This window comes from Providencia sp. PROV033, assembly GCF_028484855.1.
Lineage (GTDB): Bacteria > Pseudomonadota > Gammaproteobacteria > Enterobacterales > Enterobacteriaceae > Providencia > Providencia alcalifaciens.
This window is the reverse complement of sequence record NZ_JAMPSW010000027.1, coordinates 1-21,910: the sequence shown is the minus strand read 5'-3', so window position 1 is coordinate 21,910 and position 21,910 is coordinate 1. Positions and strand designations below refer to the sequence as shown.

At 42.7% G+C, this 21,910-nt stretch carries 19 protein-coding genes; 14 read left to right on the top strand and 5 right to left on the bottom strand.

Features of this window, described 5'->3' with window-relative positions; translation table 11 throughout:
• Positions 1 to 40 precede the first annotated feature (40 nt).
• From atpF to glmS, 8 genes are all read left to right on the top strand, one after another.
• Positions 41 to 511, top strand: coding sequence for a F0F1 ATP synthase subunit B (atpF, locus tag PSF16_RS06930; RefSeq protein ID WP_006660651.1), 471 nt, complete (start codon positions 41 to 43; stop codon positions 509 to 511).
• 12 nt (positions 512 to 523) lie between these two features.
• Positions 524 to 1,057, top strand: coding sequence for a F0F1 ATP synthase subunit delta (gene atpH, locus PSF16_RS06925; RefSeq protein ID WP_006660650.1), 534 nt, complete (start codon positions 524 to 526; stop codon positions 1,055 to 1,057).
• 14 nt (positions 1,058 to 1,071) lie between these two features.
• A complete protein-coding gene (gene atpA, locus PSF16_RS06920; protein ID WP_006660649.1) occupies positions 1,072 to 2,613 on the top strand; it encodes a F0F1 ATP synthase subunit alpha in 1,542 nt (513 codons plus the stop codon).
• Between the two features lie 55 nt (positions 2,614 to 2,668).
• Positions 2,669 to 3,532 (top strand): F0F1 ATP synthase subunit gamma, encoded by an 864-nt coding sequence (gene atpG / locus PSF16_RS06915; protein WP_006660648.1) that lies wholly within the window; start codon positions 2,669 to 2,671, stop codon positions 3,530 to 3,532.
• Between the two features lie 34 nt (positions 3,533 to 3,566).
• Entirely contained in the window at positions 3,567 to 4,949 is a 1,383-nt protein-coding gene (gene atpD, locus PSF16_RS06910) for a F0F1 ATP synthase subunit beta (protein ID WP_006660647.1), read from the top strand.
• Positions 4,950 to 4,970: 21 nt separating this feature from the next.
• Positions 4,971 to 5,396, top strand: a complete 426-nt coding sequence (locus PSF16_RS06905) for a F0F1 ATP synthase subunit epsilon (protein WP_006660646.1) — start codon at positions 4,971 to 4,973, stop codon at positions 5,394 to 5,396.
• A 123-nt stretch (positions 5,397 to 5,519) separates the two neighbouring features.
• Entirely contained in the window at positions 5,520 to 6,890 is a 1,371-nt protein-coding gene (glmU, locus tag PSF16_RS06900; RefSeq protein ID WP_006660645.1) for a bifunctional UDP-N-acetylglucosamine diphosphorylase/glucosamine-1-phosphate N-acetyltransferase GlmU, read from the top strand.
• 261 nt (positions 6,891 to 7,151) lie between these two features.
• Positions 7,152 to 8,984: a glutamine--fructose-6-phosphate transaminase (isomerizing) gene (gene glmS / locus PSF16_RS06895; protein WP_154635899.1), complete on the top strand. Its 1,833-nt coding sequence runs from the start codon at positions 7,152 to 7,154 to the stop codon at positions 8,982 to 8,984.
• A 64-nt stretch (positions 8,985 to 9,048) separates the two neighbouring features.
• Here glmS and PSF16_RS06890 read toward each other — a convergent pair whose 3' ends face one another.
• Positions 9,049 to 9,738 (bottom strand): hypothetical protein, encoded by a 690-nt coding sequence (locus PSF16_RS06890; RefSeq protein ID WP_272689016.1) that lies wholly within the window; start codon positions 9,736 to 9,738, stop codon positions 9,049 to 9,051.
• 199 nt (positions 9,739 to 9,937) lie between these two features.
• On the opposite strand from PSF16_RS06890, the gene PSF16_RS06885 reads away from it, so the two are divergent.
• On the top strand, positions 9,938 to 11,233 hold the full coding sequence (locus tag PSF16_RS06885; RefSeq protein WP_036962464.1) for an SLC13 family permease: 1,296 nt from the start codon (positions 9,938 to 9,940) through the stop codon (positions 11,231 to 11,233).
• 105 nt (positions 11,234 to 11,338) lie between these two features.
• Here the strand turns inward: PSF16_RS06885 and ulaG are convergent, their stop codons facing one another.
• Positions 11,339 to 12,406 (bottom strand): L-ascorbate 6-phosphate lactonase, encoded by a 1,068-nt coding sequence (gene ulaG / locus PSF16_RS06880; protein WP_006660641.1) that lies wholly within the window; start codon positions 12,404 to 12,406, stop codon positions 11,339 to 11,341.
• A gap of 115 nt (positions 12,407 to 12,521) precedes the next feature.
• Complete coding sequence (gene ulaR / locus PSF16_RS06875; RefSeq protein WP_006660640.1) at positions 12,522 to 13,277, bottom strand: HTH-type transcriptional regulator UlaR; 756 nt, start codon at positions 13,275 to 13,277, stop codon at positions 12,522 to 12,524.
• 416 nt (positions 13,278 to 13,693) lie between these two features.
• Between ulaR and PSF16_RS06870 the strand changes: the two genes are divergently transcribed.
• The 3 genes from PSF16_RS06870 to PSF16_RS06860 all read left to right on the top strand — a co-directional run bounded on the left by PSF16_RS06870 (position 13,694) and on the right by PSF16_RS06860 (position 16,685).
• Positions 13,694 to 15,457 carry a PTS ascorbate-specific subunit IIBC gene (locus tag PSF16_RS06870; protein WP_272689015.1) on the top strand — a complete coding sequence of 588 codons (1,764 nt, stop codon included), beginning with the start codon at positions 13,694 to 13,696 and terminating at the stop codon, positions 15,455 to 15,457.
• Positions 15,458 to 15,523: 66 nt separating this feature from the next.
• The gene (locus PSF16_RS06865) at positions 15,524 to 15,991 is read left to right on the top strand and encodes a PTS sugar transporter subunit IIA (protein WP_272689014.1); all 468 of its coding nucleotides are present in this window, start codon (positions 15,524 to 15,526) and stop codon (positions 15,989 to 15,991) included.
• Between the two features lie 49 nt (positions 15,992 to 16,040).
• Positions 16,041 to 16,685, top strand: coding sequence for a 3-keto-L-gulonate-6-phosphate decarboxylase UlaD (locus PSF16_RS06860; protein WP_006660637.1), 645 nt, complete (start codon positions 16,041 to 16,043; stop codon positions 16,683 to 16,685).
• A 69-nt stretch (positions 16,686 to 16,754) separates the two neighbouring features.
• On the opposite strand, the gene PSF16_RS06855 is transcribed toward PSF16_RS06860, so the two are convergent.
• The gene (locus tag PSF16_RS06855; RefSeq protein WP_006663261.1) at positions 16,755 to 18,047 is read right to left on the bottom strand and encodes an MFS transporter; all 1,293 of its coding nucleotides are present in this window, start codon (positions 18,045 to 18,047) and stop codon (positions 16,755 to 16,757) included.
• A gap of 558 nt (positions 18,048 to 18,605) precedes the next feature.
• On the opposite strand from PSF16_RS06855, the gene PSF16_RS06850 reads away from it, so the two are divergent.
• Entirely contained in the window at positions 18,606 to 19,682 is a 1,077-nt protein-coding gene (locus PSF16_RS06850) for a nitrilase-related carbon-nitrogen hydrolase (RefSeq protein WP_272689013.1), read from the top strand.
• A gap of 45 nt (positions 19,683 to 19,727) precedes the next feature.
• Here PSF16_RS06850 and PSF16_RS06845 read toward each other — a convergent pair whose 3' ends face one another.
• Positions 19,728 to 20,270: a TetR/AcrR family transcriptional regulator gene (locus tag PSF16_RS06845; RefSeq protein WP_006660634.1), complete on the bottom strand. Its 543-nt coding sequence runs from the start codon at positions 20,268 to 20,270 to the stop codon at positions 19,728 to 19,730.
• Positions 20,271 to 20,364: 94 nt separating this feature from the next.
• On the opposite strand from PSF16_RS06845, the gene PSF16_RS06840 reads away from it, so the two are divergent.
• Positions 20,365 to 21,855 (top strand): MFS transporter, encoded by a 1,491-nt coding sequence (locus PSF16_RS06840; RefSeq protein WP_154632929.1) that lies wholly within the window; start codon positions 20,365 to 20,367, stop codon positions 21,853 to 21,855.
• Positions 21,856 to 21,910: the final 55 nt, after the last annotated feature.

Sequence of the window (21,910 nt, the reverse complement as noted above, 5' to 3'; positions counted from 1 at the left end):
TTAAGAACATTAACTAACTAATAAATAAGAGGTATTGTCTGTGAATCTAAATGCAACAATCCTCGGCCAGGCTATCGCGTTTGTCCTGTTTGTTTTGTTCTGTATGAAGTATGTATGGCCACCAATTATGGCGGCCATAGAAAAACGTCAAAAAGAAATTGCTGACGGTTTATCTTCCGCAGAACGTGCTAAAAAGAACCTGGAACTGGCGCAAACCGACGCAACCGACCGACTGAAAAAAGCGAAAGCTGAAGCACAAGTCATCATCGAGCAAGCGAATAAACAACGCACTCAAATGATTGATGAAGCTAAAGCGGAAGCAGAAGCAGAACGTGCAAAAATCGTAGCACAAGCGCAAGCTGAAATTGATGCTGAGCGTAAACGTGCACGTGAAGAGTTACGTAAACAGGTTGCGATGCTTGCTATCGCAGGTGCCGAGAAGATCATCGAACGTTCCGTGGATGAAGCTGCTAACAGCGACATCGTTGATAAACTAGTCGCTGAACTGTAAGGAGGGAGGGGCATGTCTGAAATCGCTACTGTAGCTCGCCCCTACGCCAAAGCAGCTTTTGACTTTGCTGTGGAAAACCAAGCTGTTGCTAAATGGCAAGAAATGCTGGCCTTCACCTCTGAGGTGACGCGCAATGCACAGGTTGGTGAGCTGCTTTCTGGTTCTATTGCACCAGAAACATTAGCTAAAACGTTTATCTCTGTTTGTGGAGATGAAATTGACGAGCATGTTCAAAATCTGATTCGTGTTATGGCGGAAAACGGTCGTTTAACAACGATGCCAGAAGTATTAGCTCAATTTATTCAATTGCGCGATACGCTGGAATCAACTGTTGAAGTTGATGTTCTTTCTGCGAACGAACTGAGTGAACAGCAGTCAGCTAAAATTTCTGCAGCGATGGAAAAACGTCTGTCACGCAAAGTTAAGCTGAATTGCAAAATTGATAAGTCTGTTATTGCTGGAGTGATCATTCGTGCTGGAGACCTCGTCATTGACGGAAGTGTCCGCGGTCGCTTAGAGCGTTTAACTGACGTCTTGCAGTCTTAAGGGGACTGGAGCATATGCAACTGAATTCCACCGAAATCAGCGAACTGATCAAACAGCGTATTGCTCAGTTCGATGTTGTGAGTGAAGCTCACAATGAAGGTACGATTGTTTCCGTTAACGACGGTATCATTCGTATTCACGGTTTAGCCGAAGTCATGCAGGGTGAAATGATCGCACTGCCTGGCAACCGTTACGCAATCGCACTGAACTTAGAGCGTGACTCTGTTGGTGCTGTTGTGATGGGTCCTTATGCTGATTTAGCAGAAGGCATGAAAGTTAAATGTACTGGTCGTATTCTTGAAGTTCCAGTAGGCCGTGGCCTGTTAGGACGTGTAGTGAATACTCTGGGTCAACCAATTGATGGTAAAGGTCCTGTTGAGCACGATGGCTTCTCTCCTGTAGAAGTTATTGCTCCGGGTGTTATCGACCGTCAATCAGTTGATCAACCAGTACAGACTGGTTATAAATCAGTCGATGCGATGATTCCAATCGGCCGTGGTCAGCGTGAGCTTGTCATCGGTGACCGTCAAACTGGTAAAACAGCTCTGGCGATCGATGCAATCATCAACCAACGTGATTCTGGCATCAAATGTGTTTACGTTGCTATCGGACAGAAAGCATCAACTATTTCTAACGTAGTACGTAAACTGGAAGAGCACGGCGCTCTGGAAAATACCATTGTTGTTGTTGCAACTGCATCTGAATCAGCTGCACTGCAATACTTAGCACCATACTCTGGCTGCGCGATGGGTGAATATTTCCGTGACCGCGGTGAAGATGCGCTGATCGTTTATGATGACCTGTCTAAACAGGCTGTCGCATACCGTCAAATTTCACTGTTACTGCGTCGTCCACCTGGACGTGAAGCATACCCTGGTGATGTTTTCTATCTGCACTCACGTTTACTTGAGCGTGCTGCTCGCGTTAACGCTGATTACGTAGAAGCATTCACGAAAGGTGAAGTGAAAGGTAAAACAGGTTCATTGACTGCTCTGCCAATCATTGAAACTCAAGCGGGTGACGTTTCTGCATTCGTACCAACAAACGTAATTTCGATTACAGATGGTCAGATCTTCCTGGAATCTAACCTGTTTAACTCTGGTATTCGTCCAGCGGTTAACCCAGGTATTTCAGTATCTCGTGTTGGTGGTGCTGCTCAGACTAAAATCATTAAGAAACTGTCTGGTGGTATCCGTACAGCACTGGCTCAATACCGTGAACTGGCAGCGTTTGCTCAGTTTGCTTCCGACCTCGATGACGCAACTCGTAAACAGTTGAGCCATGGTCAGAAAGTAACTGAACTGCTGAAACAGAAACAGTATGCACCAATGTCAGTAGCAGAGCAGGCACTGTCTCTGTTCGCTGCAGAGCGTGGATATCTGGACGATGTTGAGTTAGCAAAAATTGGTGCATTCGAAGCTGCATTAGTTTCATTTGCACAGCGCGAGCATGCTGACCTTATGAACGAAATTGGTCTGGCGGGCAAATATAACGATGATATCGAAGCTAAGTTGAATAAACTGCTCGAGTCATTCAAAGCCACCCAGTCCTGGTAATACTATTCGGCCCGTGAATTTTTATGGGCCGTCTGGTTAATAAGGAGAAGCAGAAATGGCCGGCGCAAAAGAGATACGTTCCAAGATTGGAAGCGTGCAAAACACGCAGAAAATCACTAAAGCGATGGAAATGGTCGCGGCGTCCAAAATGCGTAAAACGCAGGAACGCATGGCGGCCAGCCGTCCTTATGCAGAAACCATGCGCAGTGTGATTGGTCACCTTGCATTAGGTAATCTGGAATATAAACATCCATATCTCGAAGAGCGTGAAGTTAAGCGCGTCGGGTATTTGGTTGTTTCAACAGACCGTGGTCTGTGTGGTGGTTTGAACGTTAACCTGTTCAAAAAACTGCTGGCAGACATGAAAACGTGGTCTGAGAAAAACGTTCAGGTTGATTTGGCTTTAATCGGTTCTAAAGCGGTAGCATTCTTCGGTTCTGTAGGCGGCAATGTCGTTTCGCAAGTAACCGGAATGGGTGATAACCCAACCCTTTCTGACTTGATTGGCCCAGTTAACTCTATGCTACAAGCCTATGATGAAGGGCGTTTAGATAAACTGTATGTGGTGAACAACAAGTTCGTCAATACAATGTCTCAAGAGCCAACGATTCTTCAGTTACTGCCATTGCCTGCAAGCGATGACGAAACGCTGAAGAAGAAATCTTGGGATTATTTATATGAACCCGATCCTAAGGCGTTGCTGGATACCCTGCTGCGTCGTTATATCGAGTCGCAGGTTTATCAGGGCGTCGTTGAAAACCTAGCTAGTGAGCAGGCCGCTCGAATGGTAGCGATGAAAGCCGCTACAGATAACGGTGGAAACCTGATCAAAGAGTTGCAGTTGGTTTACAACAAAGCTCGTCAGGCCAGCATTACTCAGGAACTGACCGAGATCGTTTCTGGTGCTGCCGCGGTTTAACAGCTAGGTTTACGAATTACGTAGAGGATTCAAGATGGCTACTGGAAAGATTATCCAGGTAATCGGCGCCGTTGTGGACGTCGAGTTCCCTCAAGATAACGTACCAAAAGTGTACGATGCTCTTGAGGTTATTAACGGTAAAGAAAAACTGGTGTTGGAAGTTCAACAACAGTTAGGTGGTGGTGTTGTCCGTTGTATCGCAATGGGTACATCAGATGGTCTGAGCCGTGGTTTAGAAGTTGTAAACTTAGAGCACCCAATCGAAGTACCAGTCGGTAAAGCAACTCTGGGACGTATCATGAACGTTCTGGGTGAACCAATCGACATGAAAGGTGATATCGGCGAAGAAGAGCGCTGGTCTATTCACCGTGCTGCACCAAGCTACGAAGAATTAGCTAACTCAACTGAACTGCTGGAAACCGGTATCAAAGTAATGGACTTAATCTGTCCATTCGCGAAAGGTGGTAAAGTAGGTCTGTTCGGTGGTGCGGGTGTTGGTAAAACCGTAAACATGATGGAACTGATCCGTAACATCGCGATTGAGCACTCAGGTTACTCAGTGTTCGCTGGTGTTGGTGAGCGTACCCGTGAAGGTAACGACTTCTATCATGAAATGACAGACTCAAACGTTCTGGATAAAGTATCACTGGTTTATGGCCAGATGAACGAGCCACCAGGAAACCGTCTGCGTGTTGCGCTGACTGGTCTGACTATGGCTGAAAAATTCCGTGACGAAGGTCGTGACGTACTGCTGTTCGTTGACAACATTTATCGTTATACACTGGCAGGTACTGAAGTATCAGCACTGTTAGGTCGTATGCCATCAGCGGTAGGTTACCAACCAACGCTGGCGGAAGAGATGGGTGTTCTTCAAGAACGTATTACCTCAACTCAAACTGGTTCTATCACTTCCGTTCAAGCGGTTTACGTTCCTGCGGATGACTTGACTGACCCATCACCAGCAACAACCTTTGCTCACTTAGATGCAACGGTAGTTCTGAGCCGTCAAATCGCGTCTCTGGGTATCTACCCTGCGGTTGACCCTCTGGATTCTACTAGCCGTCAATTAGACCCACTGGTCGTTGGTCAAGAGCACTATGATGTTGCGCGTGGCGTTCAGTCTATTCTGCAACGTTACCAAGAACTGAAAGACATCATTGCAATCCTAGGTATGGACGAACTGTCTGAAGAAGACAAACTGGTTGTTGCTCGTGCTCGTAAGATCCAGCGCTTCCTGTCTCAACCATTCTTCGTTGCAGAAGTCTTTACTGGTTCACCAGGTAAGTTCGTTTCTCTGAAAGACACTATCCGTGGCTTCAGCGGCATCCTGAACGGTGATTACGACCACCTGCCAGAACAAGCGTTCTACATGGTTGGTACCATTGAAGAAGCTGTGGAAAAAGCGAAAAAGCTTTAATCCATCTGACGAGAGGTTGATATGGTAGCTGCAATGACATACTACCTGAAAGTAGTAAGCGCGGAAAAACAGATGTTTGAAGGCTTAGTACAAAAAATTCAGGTGACAGGTAGTGAAGGTGAGTTGGGGATTTATCCGCAGCATACCCCGCTGCTGACTGCCATAAAACCGGGCATGGTGCGCATTACGAAGCAGTTTGGTGAAGAAGAACTAATTTACCTCTCCGGCGGTATTTTAGAAGTTCAACCAACTGGCGTTATCGTACTCGCTGATACAGCGATCCGTGGTAAAGATTTAGACGAAGCTCGTGCAGTGGAAGCTAAACGCAAAGCGGAAGAACATGTCCGCAAAGCACACGGCGATGTTGATTATGCTCAGGCATCAGCAGAACTTGCAAAAGCAATAGCGAAACTTCGAGTTATCGAGTTAACTAAAAAGCTTATGTAATGATAGCAATATAGAAAAAGCCAGTTAGTTTGACTAACTGGCTTTTTTATTTGTGCGAAATATGTAGTAATTTATGCAGGAAATAGGTTTACTTTCACCCCAAAGTTGGAGTTTCAGGAAAATATGACTGTGCAAAGAAAAAGTGTCGTGATTTTAGCTGCCGGTAAAGGCACACGGATGTATTCAGACTTACCTAAAGTTCTGCATTTGCTGGCAGGTAAACCAATGGTTCAGCATGTGATTGATACTGCGAAATCAATCGGTGCGTCGGATATTCATCTGGTATACGGACATGGCGGTGATTTACTGAAAGAAAAACTGGGTGAACAAAACCTCAATTGGGTTCTACAAGCAGAACAATTGGGTACGGGTCATGCTATGCAGCAAGCTGCACCGCATTTCCAAGATGATGAAGACATTGTTATGCTGTATGGCGATGTACCGCTGATCGCTAAAGACACATTACAGCGACTCGTTGAAGCTAAGCCGGAAGGCGGTATTGGTTTACTCACTGTTATTCTCGATAACCCTGCGGGTTATGGCCGTATTATTCGTGAAAATGGTGAAGTGGTTGGTATCATTGAGCAAAAAGATGCCAACGAAGAGCAGCGTAAAATCCAAGAAATCAACACGGGTATTATGGTGGCAAGCGGGAAAGACTTTAAGCGCTGGTTAAGCCAACTGAACAATAATAATGCCCAAGGTGAGTATTACATTACCGATATTATTGCGCTTGCTCATAAAGAAGGTAACAAAATTGCGACTGTGCATCCGAGCCATCTCAGTGAAATGGAAGGGGTGAATAACCGTCTGCAATTAGCTGCATTAGAGCGCATCTACCAGAAAGAACAAGCTGAAAAATTACTGTTAGCGGGCGTGATGCTGATTGACCCTGCCCGTTTTGATATTCGCGGAACCTTAACTCATGGGCGTGATGTGGTGATCGACACCAACGTGATCATCGAAGGTAACGTAACACTGGGTAATAACGTTCAGATCCAAACTGGCTGTGTCCTTAAAAACTGTGTGATTGGCGATAACTCAATTATCAGCCCATACTCTGTGATTGAAAATTCTGAATTATCCACGGAATGTACCGTTGGTCCTTTCGCTCGCTTACGCCCAGGTGCTAAATTAGCAGCGAAATCCCATGTGGGTAACTTTGTTGAAATGAAAAATGCGTCTCTGGGCTTAGGCTCTAAAGCAGGGCATTTAAGTTACCTAGGTGACGCACAAATTGGTAGTAACGTGAATATCGGTGCGGGTACGATTACCTGTAACTATGATGGTGTGAATAAGTTTAAAACGGTTATTGGTGATGATGTGTTTGTTGGATCAGACACTCAGTTGGTTGCCCCAGTCAGTGTGGCTAATGGCGCTACAATTGGAGCGGGTACTACAGTCACTCGTGATATTAACGAAGGTGAGCTGGTGGTGAGCCGCGTGAAACAGACGCACATTAAAAACTGGCAGCGCCCAGTAAAGAAAAAATAAGTAAATAAAACATAAGTAAATATTGAGGAGAGATATTCAAGTCTCTCCTATGATTAGCTATGAACGAATTAGTTATCTAAGAATTAGCAGTCTAAGCAATGTCGGTCAGTTTTTTTAATATAAAAATCGCTACAAAAGTAGCAAACAAATAAAACAATAAAATTCCCCGTTTCTACAAGGCTGGGGAACAGCGAAAGCTGAACAATAATCAGGTTGCGACAATAAGAGGGGAATAACCCCTTTATTTAGGAATAACTTAATATGTGTGGAATTGTTGGTGCTGTCGCACAACGTGATATCGCGGAAATTCTGTTAGAAGGTCTTCGCCGTTTAGAATACCGTGGTTATGACTCTGCGGGTATGGCGGTGGTTGATCATGAAGGTCATCTGCAACGCTTACGTGAAGTCGGTAAAGTACAAATGCTGGCGGAAGAAGCAGAAAAAAATCCTGTTTCTGGTGGAACGGGTATCGCGCATACTCGTTGGGCGACTCATGGTATTCCAAGTGAGCGTAATGCTCACCCTCATACCTCAGGTTATATCGCCGTTGTTCACAACGGAATTATCGAAAACTATTTAGAACTGAAAGAAGCGCTGAAAAAACTCGGTTATATCTTCAGTTCAGATACTGACACCGAAGTTATTGCGCACCTTGTTCATCATGAACAGCAGCAAGGCGGTACATTACTGGAAGTGGTTCAGCGAGTGATCCCACAATTACGTGGCGCTTATGGCACTGTGATTATGGATAGCCGTAATCCTGATTTACTCGTTGCTGCGCGTTCTGGTAGCCCACTGGTTATCGGCCTTGGTGTTGGCGAAAACTTCTTAGCTTCCGACCAATTGGCGTTATTGCCTGTCACCCGTCGCTTTATCTACCTTGAAGAAGGGGATATTGCTGAAGTGACTCGCCGCACTGTGCGTATTTTTGATAAGCAAGGCGCACCAGTTGAGCGTGAACAGATTGAATCGAATGTTCAATACGATGCAGGTGATAAAGGCGCTTACCGTCATTACATGCAAAAAGAGATTTATGAACAGCCGATGGCAATTAAGAACACTCTTGAAGGGCGTTTTAGCCAAAATAATGGCATCGACCTGAGCGAATTAGGTTCGAAAGCCAGCGAAATTCTATCTCAAGTTGATCATATCCAAATCGTAGCGTGCGGAACCTCCTATAACGCAGGTATGGTTGCGCGTTACTGGTTTGAATCACTCGCTGGTATTCCATGTGATGTTGAAATTGCGTCAGAGTACCGTTACCGTAAACCCGCTCACCGTAAAGGTAGCTTAATGATCACCATTTCCCAATCAGGGGAAACGGCGGATACATTAGCGGCTCTACGTTTATCGAAAGAGCTAGGTTACTTAACATCGCTGGCAATTTGTAACGTGGGTGCGTCTTCATTAGTTCGCGAATCTGAATTTTCCCTGATGACCAAAGCCGGTGCGGAAATTGGTGTTGCGTCGACGAAAGCATTCACAACTCAGCTAACCGTATTGTTAATGCTGGTGGCTTACATGGGCCGCCTCAAAGGGGCAAAACCAGAGTTAGAAGAGCGTATCGCGACGGCTCTGCATGCATTGCCAGCGCGCATTGAAAGCATGTTATCTCAGGATAAAGTGATTGAAGCATTAGCTGAAGATTTCTCTGATAAGAGCCATGCACTGTTTTTAGGTCGTGGTGACCAGTTCCCTATTGCCGTTGAAGGCGCACTGAAGCTGAAAGAGATCTCTTACATTCACGCAGAAGCTTACGCTGCGGGCGAATTGAAACATGGTCCATTGGCACTCATTGATGCGGATATGCCAGTCATCATCGTTGCACCAAATAACGAATTGCTAGAAAAGCTGAAATCTAACATTGAAGAAGTGCGTGCGCGTGGCGGTTTACTGTATGTGTTTGCTGACCAAGATGCAGGTTTTGAAGCGAGCGAAAATATGAAAATTGTTTCTCTACCTCATGTTGAAGAGTTAATTGCACCAATTTTCTATACTGTTCCTCTACAACTCCTGTCTTATCATGTCGCCTTAATCAAAGGGACTGACGTAGACCAACCGCGTAACCTCGCTAAATCGGTGACGGTTGAGTAATCATCCACTGCTTTAAAAATACAGCCAGTATGACGGACTTAGTTATACTGGCTTTTTATTACCATCAAGATATTCTGTCTAAACTGTATTTTTCCGGCGATTTCATTCTTTTGGGAACCACCAGCTCCTCTCCACGAAAACATTCAAAATCTTCATAAAACTCTTCACTTGCTATTGAATTTCGTCGACCTTGATAAGATAGAGTGACTTGATCAGCATCGATTAAATATAATTTACCCTGTTTATCTTTCTTCACATTTCCCTGTACATAAAAATCATGAAGGATACGTTGGTGAGATTTTATAAAATCAAAGGCTTCTAATGGTTGGGCATCTTCACCATCGACAAATTTAGTGATTAAAATACGTTGGCCTGTATCGGGTAAGGTGGAGGTTCTGGAAAAATGATGACCATTGATTTCATTTAATATACGCGAAGTTCTTTTGCAGGTAGCGTACTCTGGTGCGAACTGGTCTGGTTTTTTTGGCACTTTTATAACGTAATTTTCAAAACGATATGCATTTCCGTAGCTACCCTCGCCAATTTTTCTTAGATTTTTAACCGAAATATTACCGCATTGGATCTGAGCTGAAAATTTATCAATCATTTCAATAGATTTGCTCTTTATTAATTGAGATTGAATATTGTTAACAGCCAAGATATGGAGCTGTGATTTAGTTAATTCATTGGGGATTATTTTATTTTGGGTGATGAGGTGGTCTACATATTTTGAGTAAGGAATCGGTATAATCATATTGTTTACTTTATTTATTATAGTGTTAAAAAATAAAGTTAAATGTATATAAAATCACCTTTATAAACTATAACAAACCGATGGTATTTAGTTTGTTATATATACATCTATAGAGTATTAATTTCACGTATACTTAATTTTCTTGATGCAGTTTCGAGCAATAATTGAAAATAATAAAACCAAGATAAAGGCGACGTGGATGGCAGACATAGAATGGTTGAGTGCGGTTGTCATCGCAATCACAATAGGGTTTTGGGCGACAGGGAAGTTACCAGAATATCTGGTTGCATTACTGTTTTTAGCCGCAGCGGCATGTTTACATTTAGCACCGACCAATGTCATTTTTTCTGGGTTTACCTCAGAAGCATTTTGGTTGGTACTGAGTGGATTCATTCTCGGGTTTGCCATCAATAAAGTGGGGCTGGCGGAGCGTATCGCTCAACATATTTCAGGGCGTTTCACGAGTTCATGGCTAAAGCTGATTATTGGTGTGGTAATCCTCGCTTATGGACTGGCATTTATTATGCCGTCGAATATGGGGCGAATCGCATTATTAATGCCAATTGTCATGGCGATTGCGGACAAAGTTGGGTTACAAAGTGGTAGCCGAGGACGCATTGGATTAGCGCTGGCTGTGGGTTTTGGTACTTTCCAACTGTCGGCAACAATATTGCCTGCCAACGTGCCTAATTTAGTGATGGCGGGGGCAATAGAAACCACGTATCACCTTAAACTTTCCTATTTAAATTATCTGTTCCTGCATATGCCGATCTTAGGGCTTATCAAAGGTTCGTTGGTTGTTCTGTGCATTTATTTCCTATTTCCCGCTAAATTGCAGCCAGTAGCTGAGCAGAAAACCTTACCGCCGATGAGCCGTGATGAGAAAAAGCTCGGCATCGTATTAGCGATAACGTTGTTATTTTGGATCACGGATACCGCTCATGGTATTTCTCCTGCGTGGGTTGGGCTGGTGGCCGCGTGTTTTTGTTTACTGCCGAAAGTCGGGTTTGTCACCAATGACGAGTTTGTGAAAGCCGTGAATATCCGCACTTGTATTTATGTAGCAGGGATTTTGAGCCTTGCCACATTAGTGAGTTATTCCAATGTAGGCATGGTGGTTGGTACTTACTTACAGAAGATGCTACCACTTGATCCAAATAACCCATTTATAGATTTTGGTAGTTTGGTGGGTCTGACCAGCGGTTTAAATTTTGTAGTGACAGCCAATGGTGTTCCTGCGCTTTATACCCCATTAGCAGAGTCACTCTCTAATGCTACCGGTTTCCCACTGATTGCGGTTCTTATGGTTCAAGTGATTGGTTATTCAACACCATTGTTGCCTTACCAAGCGTCTCCGATCGTCGTAGCGATGGGGATGGGAAAAGTCCCGTTAATGGATGGGATTAGATTGTGCCTTATCTTGTTTATTTTGACCTTTTTCCTCTTGGTGCCGCTGGATTATTTTTGGTTTAAATTGCTGGGCGTGATCCCTTAATCACTATTTTTGTGATTAACATAAAGTTAGCGGTTTTATTAAGATAATAAAAATCCGGTAAGGAATGCGCCTTACCGGATTTTGTTTTTTTAATCGATATCAACCTTACAAGAAGGCTTTATACGGCAATTCAGGTTCGTTTTTAAAGATATCTTGGAAGCCTCTGAAATGCTGATAATGCATACGCCCCTTATCCGTAGGGTAGGTATATTTTCCTCCGACTTGCCAGAAGAATGGTGCAAATTTATATTGTAAGCGCTCTTTTTTCATATTCCACAGCACTTCAATTTCACGTGGATCATTTTGGAAGTTTGCCCAAATATCGTGGTGGAATGGAATGACGGTGGTGCAATCTAAAGACTCTGCGGCACGTAAAATATCGGATGAGGTCATTTTATCAGTGACACCACGCGGGTTTTCACCGAAAGAAAGCAGTGCAACATCGATATTGTAGCGGTTACCATGTGCGGCGTAATAGTTGGAATAGTGAGAGTCACCAGAGTGATAGAGCGAACCGCCTGTGGTTTCAATTAAATAGTTCACTGCACGGTCATCCATACCATCTAAAATTGCTTTGTCATAGGACGAAACACCTTTTGGTAAGGTCACTAGCGCTGTTCGGTCGAATGAATCCAGTACGCGAATTTTCATGTCGCCCACTTCAATCACATCACCGACTTTTGCCACAATACAGCGATCTTCTGGTACACCCCAGCCAGTCCACAGATTGACACAGGCTTGTGGGCCGATAAATTTCACATGATCGCCACAGTTTTGCAGTACCGCCGCAGCGACGTTAACATCAATATGATCGGCATGATCATGGGATGCCAAAATGGCATCAACATCTTTAATTGCAAAGGGATCAAGAGGGAAGATTGAGGTACGTAGGTTAGGCTGTAATGCTTCAACACCCCCCATTCGCATCATTTGATGTTGCTGGTTCATCAGCGGATTTTTCTGTGTCTTTTTGCCAGTTCCACACCAAAAATCGATGGAAATATTGGTGTTGCCTGCGCTTTTCAACCAAATACCTGTACAGCCTAGCCACCACATAGAGAAGGTGTTTGGCTCTACAACGGTTTTTTCAATCTCTTCATTCAACCATGTTCCCCATTCAGGGAATGTGCTTAAAATCCAAGATTCACGGGTAATTTCATTTACTTTACTCATAGCAACACCTTTCCTATCCAGAATTTCAAATGTAGGGGATTAGCGCCTTATTAATGAAAATAAGGCGAAATACAGAATAAATTTGTTAATTCGTTGAATTAGATTGTTAGTCTAATTATACAAGGATGACTTGCGTGCCTTGGGCTTTGATGGCTTGGAGAATTTTCGGGTCGGCGCTTTTACCTGTGATCAGATAGTCAATTTTATTTGTGGGGCAAAAAAGCATGCCAGTTTGACTTCCCACTTTTGAACTATCCACAACGACAACCAGTTTATCTATGCGATCAAGCATCTGTTGCTCAGCAACGGCAGTCAGCATATCTGTTTTATACAGCCCTGCTTCCGTTAACCCTTTCCCTGAGGTAAACATCCAGTTTCCGGCATAGCCCATCAATGTGCTGAGGGCTGGGTTAAGAAAAATACCTTGTGTTCGGTTATATTGCCCGCCAATCAGAATCACGTCCTCGTGTTCTTCTTCAATCAAGTAGCTGGCTAGCGGGAAATAGTTGGTCACAATTTGCACGCCTTTTCCACAAAGCTGCTGTCCTAGCAAAAATGCGGTGGAACCACAGTTGATAACAACGCTATCTCCGGGTTGGCAAAGCTCCGCTGCTTTTACCGCAATCTGTGATTTCTCTTCGTAATGATCGGTACTGTTGATATTCAGTGGTGACCATTTGCGTTTTTTCTCTTCAATGCGCTCCGCACCATTACGTATTTTTTTGAGCTTACCTTGCTCATCCAGTTTGGCGATATCTCGACGGGCGGTTGCAGGCGAGATATTAAAATGCTCTGTAATGAAAGATACGTTAATGATTTGATTTTCTTTCAATAAAGACAAAATTTCATGATGTCTTTGTGTCTCATTCATGTGTCGCGCCTTATTTCTGTATAATCATTTTTCGTCGTGAGTGGTGATAGTCAGTATGACAACTTTTGATTCAAAATGATTAGATTTGATTCTATATGATCACAATGAAAATTGTCAACTTACTAATTTCAAAAATTACCCATGTTAAATAAAACATATAACTAACTGTAAAATATAATTTTTACTATATTTGTTGTGATCAACACAGCAAATGTAGGGTTTTTTGCTGGTCAAAAAGTATCACTTTAAACAATCATAAATGAGCACTTAATGATTACTTATGATTGCAAAATGTATTTGAGTGATTGAATTGATAAACTGTTTGATTATAGCGTGAGAATGCTTGTCTGTGATCAGGGTAATGTACTTTTAAATAAGATAATAATTCACACTAAATTTGATTTAGGGGTAAAAATATGGATTTTCTGTACGACTCATTCTATATTTTTTACAGCCAAGTGATGACAAAAGCCCCGTTATTACTGGGATTAGTCACGTTGATTGGCTACTGGCTTCTAAAGAGAGATGGTACGACCATCCTAAAAGGAACCATTAAAACCATCGTCGGCTTTATGTTAGTGCAAGTGGGTGCCGACACATTAGTCTCCAGTTTCAAACCTGTCATTGCCAAAATGTCAGAGTATCATCACCTTACCGGCTCAGTTATTGACCCTTATACCTCAATGATGGCGACCATGGAAACCATGGGAGATAACTATTCATGGGTGGGTTATACGGTGCTGATTGCATTGGGTATTAACATACTGTTGGTTCTGTTCCGTCGTATTACGGGAATACGCACCATTATGCTGACGGGGCATATCATGTTCCAGCAAGCAGGATTGATTGCAGTATTCTATTTTGTGCTGGGAACCAGTATGTGGGAAACCATTATCTATTCTGCAATTCTGATGGCGTTATATTGGGGCATTTCGTCCAATATTATGTTTAAGCCAACGGAATCTGTCACTGGTGGAGCTGGGTTTTCAATTGGTCACCAGCAACAAGTCGCATCATGGATTGCTACCAAAATAGCGCATAAGCTCGGTGATAAAAATGATAGCGTCGATAATCTTAAGTTGCCGAAATGGCTGCATATTTTCCATGATAGCATTGCTGCCACTGCCATTGTTATGACGGTTTTCTTCGGTATCATCCTCCTTTCCTTTGGATTAACTAACCTGCAAGAAATGGCAGGGAAAACCCATTGGAGTATCTATATTTTAGAAACCGGTTTGAAATTCGCAGTCGCCATTCAGATCATCGTGACTGGGGTGCGGATGTTTGTCGCCGAGCTGTCTGAAGCATTTAAAGGAATTTCTGAGCGTGTTATTCCTAATGCTGTCCTTGCCATTGACTGCGCCGCAATTTACGCATTCTCGCCAAATGCAATGGTGTTTGGTTTCATGTGGGGGGCATTAGGTCAGTTTACTGCGGTGTTAATCATGTTGGGATTAAGCTCTCCGATCATGATTATTCCAGGCTTTATTCCGATGTTCTTCTCTAATGCCACGATAGGGGTGTTTGCTAACCATTTTGGTGGCTGGAAAGCCGTTATGAAAATCTGTTTTGTGATGGGGATTATTGAGGTCTTTGGATCGGCATGGGCGATATCGTTATTTAGCCAACAAGGAACAGATTTTAGCGGCTGGATGGGAATGGCTGACTGGGCATTAGTTTTCCCTCCTGTGATGCAAGGTCTCTCTTTCTCAAAATATTTTTTCTTTGTGTTGATTGGACTGTCATTTGTTTATATGTACTTTGCATCGAAAAGATTGCGTGCAGAAGAAGATGCTCAAGCGGCTGCGGCGGTAGAGCCACAGGTAGCGCAGAATATTGAGAACGAGCAAACCCAGCAACCTATTTCAAGCAGTGCTAGACCTGTCAGTATCCTCGCCGTGTGTGGTAATGGGCAGGGTTCATCAATGATGATGAAAATGAAAATTGCCAAATATCTTGAAAGTAAGGGCATTCCTCATGTTATGGATTCCTGCGCGGCCTCGGATTACAAATCAAAATTGGCGAACACCGATATCATTGTTTCATCCAAGCATCTCTCATCCGAAATGGATGCAGGGGAAGGCAAATTCATTCTGGGCGTTCAGAACATGTTAAACCCGAACTCATTCGGCGATGAATTACTGTCAATTATTCATAATAACTTTAGTGAATCGAAATAAATCCAATAACTAAATTTGTCATGGGTATTCAGTGATGAGTGTCCATGACCATAGGAGAGCAATGCCATGGGTTTTAAACAATCTCTAATGGAGAACAATTCCATTCAGTTACACGCCTCGGCGGATAATTGGCAGGATGCGATTAAGATTGGCACCGATATGCTCATTGCATCAGGTGCGATTTTACCGGACTACCATGAAGCAATTATTAGCAGCGTCAAAGAGTTAGGTCCTTATATCTGTATTGCTCCTAATTTAGCCTTGCCTCATGCTCGCCCTGAAAATGGTGTCTTAAAAACAGCTTTTGCTTTAGTCACTCTTAAAGAACCCATTGTATTTGATGGGGAAAGTGAACCTGTAGATGTCTTGATCACTTTAGCGGGTAGCTCTTCTGATGAGCATATGGAAGGTTTAATGGAAGTGACTCAAGTGTTGGATGATGAGGAGAGCGAAACGGGGATTGACCTCGATAAAATTCGCCGCTGTACCAGCGCTGAAGATGTTTATCAGGTGATTGATGTTGCATTAGCTTAAGCCGCTATGTATGAAATCTCCGAATTAATCTAAACACTAGGATAATCAAATGACTAAACCTTTAATTCAAATTGCATTAGACCAAACGAATCTGAAAGATGCGCTGGTAGTCGCTAATAACGTTGAGTCTTTTGTTGATGTAATTGAAATTGGTACCATTTTAGCTTTTGCCGAAGGAATGAACGCGGTATCGACGCTGCGTCGTAATCATCCATCCCACATTATTGTGTGTGACATGAAAACGACAGATGGTGGCGCTATTTTATCCAAAATGGCATTCGAAGCCGGAGCCGATTGGATCACGGTTTCTGCGGCCGCGCATATTGCCACCATCACTGCGTGTAAAAAAGTGGCGGATGAATTTAAGCGTGAAATTCAAATTGAGCTGTATGGTAATTGGACATTAGACGATGCGCAGCGCTGGGTGGATTTAGGGATCAAACAGGCGATTTACCACCGTTCCCGTGATGCTGAATTAGCCGGAGTCGGTTGGGGGCCTGAAGATCTTACCAAAATGCGCCAACTTTCTGATTTAGGTCTCGAATTGTCGATAACAGGCGGTATTGTGCCAGAAGATATTCACCTTTTTGAAGGCATCAAAGCGAAAGCCTTTATTGCCGGTCGAGCGTTGGTCGGGGAAAAAGGAAAAGCGACGGCTGAAGCATTGCGTGAGCAAATTAACCGTTTTTGGTGATAATCCTGAATAGATAACACTGAAGAAAAAATCCCCTCTCAATGGTAGAGGGGATTTTTTATCTATTATCTATAGACGCTTACTAGGAAGTAGCATGACAGCAATACCGCCAATGACGGTTACGGCTGAGAATGCTGCAAAGTTCCAACTACTTGCGACACCCAAGCTGGCAATATACGCTCCAAACATCGGTCCAGACATGGCACCTACACGGGAAATACTCATTGTCCAACCGGTTGCAGAAGCCCGTACGCTTGATGGATAGAAATGCGCAACATAGCCCGTTAGGATGAGTGGTGCAGAAATGCAGCCAATCCCAGCAAGACCGACAAGTAAATAGTTCATATAGATATTTTGTTTAAATACCATCAAACCAATACCCATAGCGCCAAGCATAAAGAAGAACGCAACAGTTCCTCTAGCGCCGCATTTATCGGCAACTTTCCCGAGGAATAACCCACCTAGTGCTGAAGACAAACTGAACACCACTAAGAAGGTTAAGCTGGAGCCCAGATCGTAACCTTCTTTACGCATAATGGAGGGTAGCCAAGTATTGAGCCCGTAAACAATGAAACCACCACAAAACAGCGCAACCCAGAAACAGCAAGTTGCTCGTAGGTAGTCTTTGGAAAAGATAATCGCAACCACTTCTTTTAAACTGCGGGAAGCTTGTTTTTCGTGTTTCACAGGTTCGTGATAGGTAACTTCAAGCTTTTCAGCCAATTTTTTCGCTTTATCGTGTAACCCTCGATTGTTGAGGTATTCAATAGATTCAGGTAACAGGCGAGACATCGGCCAGATTAACAGCAAGGGTAAAGCACCGACTATCATCACGCCACGCCAACCAAATTGGCTAAGAATAGCGATAGCAACGAGTGCAGCACATAAAATACCGAGTGAATAGCCCGAGTACATGATGGCATAATTGAACGATCTTTTTTCGGTTGGGGAATATTCTATTGTGAGGGCGGCAGCGACAGGAATAACCCCCCCAAGACCGATACCACCGATAAATCGCATTAATCCAAAAAACCAAGGTGTTGGCGCTAAAGCGGTGGCTAACATGGTGGACGAAAACAGCGTAACGCAGATTAATAGCATGCGTCGTCGACCATATAACTCGCTTAACGTTCCGATAATAAAAGCACCAAAGAACATTCCCACGAGGGTATAACTGCTCAAGGCGCCTAATTCAATTGGGGTTAAATTCCACTCTTTATATTCAGAGAGTGTGGGTAAAACTGCACCCATAACCCCGACGTCATAACCTTCAAATAAAATGCTTAGCCAGCAAACCAGCATGACTTTAAAGGTCGTGCGTTTTGAGGATACAGATGTAATTTCAGATGTTTGTATTGTCATAAATCACTCTCTAATCGTTATTCGATCGATATTTTTTTAATGGCAAGTACGTATATTTTTTAAATCTGAAAAGCCGACAATACACTTTACTTTTTTAAGTTAAATCACAATAGAAATATTAATGAAATGTACAATAAATGCAGTAAGCGGATATTTCATGCATTTTTTGTTTTTGTATTAAATATTAATAAATCTTAAGATTTATATTTATTTCTCCTTTTATTTTATAAATGAAAATGTATTCCTATATTACTTTTATGCAGAAATTAAAAAGATTTAAAATTACGTAATAAGTTGATTTACAACTGTATAAAACAAAAATAACGTTAGGTTATATTTGTAATAAATAGGGTTTATAGCAGGTTATTAATATGTTTATAGCTTAAATTTTCAATTGACATATTAGTTATGAATAGTGATAAAACTAAGCGTAAATATCCATAAAATGAAAATTAATATACATTTGACATAAAATTAACACATGAATAATATTCGATGAGTTTGATTTTTGAACAATGCAAAATGCAGGTAACTCGAAAATAAAATCGGAGAATTATTATGATAAAGCCATATGGTGTAGTGGGTTTAGTGCCAACAACGTGGGGAATAAAAACGCGTAGCGATATTATGAAAAATATCGACCATCTTGAAGAGCTATCCTATGGTGCGCTGTGGCTATCTTCATTAGATCTTCCCGTGAGGTTACTCGTTCTTCCTGAGGGAGCTTTACAAGGCTTCAATGATGAAGCGCTGGATTTGCCTATTGCGGAATTCTTAAAAGATGGGGCTATTGATATCCCAGGTCCAGAAACCGATAGGTTAGGTGAGTTAGCGAAATCTCAAAATGTTTACATCATGGCGCAGGCGAAAACACGTGATCCTGATTGGCCGGGAATTATGTTTAACGTCGGGTTTATTATTGACCCGAAAGGTAACATTATTCTGAAACACCATAAAATGTCCTCTTTACTGCCCTGTGAGCGGTCGGCATCTCCTCATGATCTGTATGATGAGTGGATTAAAAAATATGGACGCTCATTACAGTCTTTTTGGCCTGTTGTTGATACCGAAATTGGTCGTTTAGGGATCATGATGGCGATGGAAGGAAATTTTCCTGAAAATGGTCGAGGTCTGGCATTAAATGGAGCTGAAGTGGTGTATCGAGCATCATTACCGACACCATTTACTGAAAATGATTTGTTTGAGATATCCAACCGTGCCCGAGCATTGGAAAATAACTTCTATGTTGTCGCGCCTAATATTGGCTCAATGTATATGTTTCCAACCACGCAAGCGCCTATTGACTGTGGTGGCGGCCGTTCACTGATAGTCGACTATAAAGGTAAAATTGTTGGTAAACAAGAAGATACTAACGGGTCAACCTATGTTTACGGGGTGATTGACATTGAAGCGATGCGCTATCATCGCGCGAATGCTTCGGTCAGTAACTGGCTGAAAGATATTCGAACTGAATGCGCCCAGCTCATTTATGAAAATCCAATCTACCCAAAAAATACGTATCTGAATGAGCCACAGGGTAATCATAAACACTATCGCGAAACCATTTTGAACAAGCAAATTGAAAAAATGATCGAACGAAATGTATTTGTACCGAGTGTTTACGATAAAAAATAAGAAATAACAATCAAGTAGAGGCATATAGCAATATATGCCTTGCGATTAAGGCTTATTAAATTCGCTGATCATATCGGTAAAAATCCCCTGCCATTCTTCGTCATCGATATCCATTAAACCAAAATAGCGTAACGTGAAGGCGCCTTCAGTGGCTAAAAATAACAGTCGGGCACGTTTACCCCTTTCAGTCGATAAATCTAAGTTTGCAATACGTTCTCGATACCACTTACGAGTACTTTCTAAATATTCAGGCGTCTGAAGCAGTGATGCCATTAACGCAGCACCTTTGGCTATACTGGTTTTATCGTGATCGGCAGTGGCTTTCATGTGGGCAATTACGCGACCCTCAGGGGAATTATCCTCTGCGATTTTTTGGTTAAAAATTTCATCATAAGAGTGACCCCAACGTTCAAACATCGCATCAATTAACGCTTCTTTATTACCAAAGCAGTATTGGACTCCACCTTTGGAAATCCCCATTGATTTGGCGACTGCATCAATCGTGAGTGCAGTAGCACCTTGTTTGATAACAATCTCTTCTGCTGCTTCCAGCACTTTCTCACGATCAATCGTTCGTTGACGTCCCATTTAAAAAAAACCTCTTTTCAATACGTACGTATGGAATTATATTGTAACACGATCATCCATCAAGGTGATCAATTAAACAAGTTGAGAAGATTTTATGATAACAGATTATAAACGTTGGATTATCCTCCTATTAGTATCGAGTGTGTTATTTCTCATCGTCATTGATGTCACCGTACTATATACCGCGTTACCTAAGTTAACCCATGATTTAGGTGCAACAGCATCTGAAAAATTATGGATTATGAATGCTTATCCGTTAGTCGTGGCAGGTCTCTTACCTGCTGCGGGAATGTTAAGTGATAAAGTAGGGCATAAATTTATGTTTCTACTTGGATTGCCTCTATTTGCACTTGCCTCTTTGTGTGCAGCATTTTCACCAACAGCATTCAGCTTAATTTTATCTCGTGGTTTTTTAGCGGTCGGTGCTGCGATTAGTATGCCAGCGACGTTAGCAATTGTTCGCCAAGTATTTTTAGATCCTAAAGAGCGAGCGCTGGCGATTGGTATTTGGTCTGCTGTGGCATCCGGTGGTGCGGCTATAGGACCCCTAGTTGGTGGTATATTGCTTAATCATTTTTGGTGGGGCTCTGTATTTTTGATCAACGTACCGGTGGTTCTGTTGGTGATCCCTTTTGCACTCTATTTAATTCCGAAAAGTAGTAAGAGTTCTAATCAACCTATTGATTATTTAGGCTCTTTATTTATTTTGGTGGGCTTGATTGGTTCAATTTATGCCTTAAAAGAGCTGGGTAAACCGAATATTGATTGGTTTACGTTGCTGATAGCGGCTGTGGTAGGCATTGTATTTTTGGTCATTTTTAGCCGTCGACAGTTAACCGCCGAAAAACCCATGCTGGATTTCAAGTTGCTCAGTGACCCGCAATTTTTTGCAGGGATTATGATGGCAATTTTGTCTGTGGTTATTATTGTGGGGGTTGAATTGCTGTTGAGCCAGCGCTTGCAGTTGGTTCTTGGGTATACCCCATTTGAGGCTGCGTTGTACATTATTCCGATCCCTATCGCATCGGTACTCGCTGCGCCTTTAGCGGGTATGTATTTGCATAAAGTCGGTGCCAAATTGATGATGATTTTGGGATTCACTTGTACGCTAATTGGTGTTGCAGGGTTAACGTGGGTGTTTAAATCCTCTACAGGCATTGTGTTACTGTCATTTTTATTTTGCGTTGGCTTTGGGCTCGGTGCCATTTTTACCACGGCTTCCACCACTATTATGCTGAATGCGCCAGATGAAAAAGCAGGGATGGCCGCCTCCATTGAGGAAGTCGCTTATGAGTTAGGTAGTGTACTGGGCGTCACGTTTATGGGGGGGTTGATGACCGCAATTTATACGTCGAAGTTAACATTACCCGAAAGTCTATCTGTCGCGGATAAAGCTTACGATAGCCTCGATGAAGCGTTAATTGTGGCAGAGGGGTTACCGCAAGATAGTGCAAATCTCTTAGTAAATCAGGCGAATATGGCATTTGATAGCGCATTTATGTCTGTCATGATTGCCACGATAATCGTGCTGGTGGTGAGTATTGTGGTGTTGCCGTTTTTCTTTCGCCAAAAGCATATTGCCTAAATAATACTGTCTAAAAATTGAGAACAAAGTGCGCTGAATAAAAGCGCACTTTTCA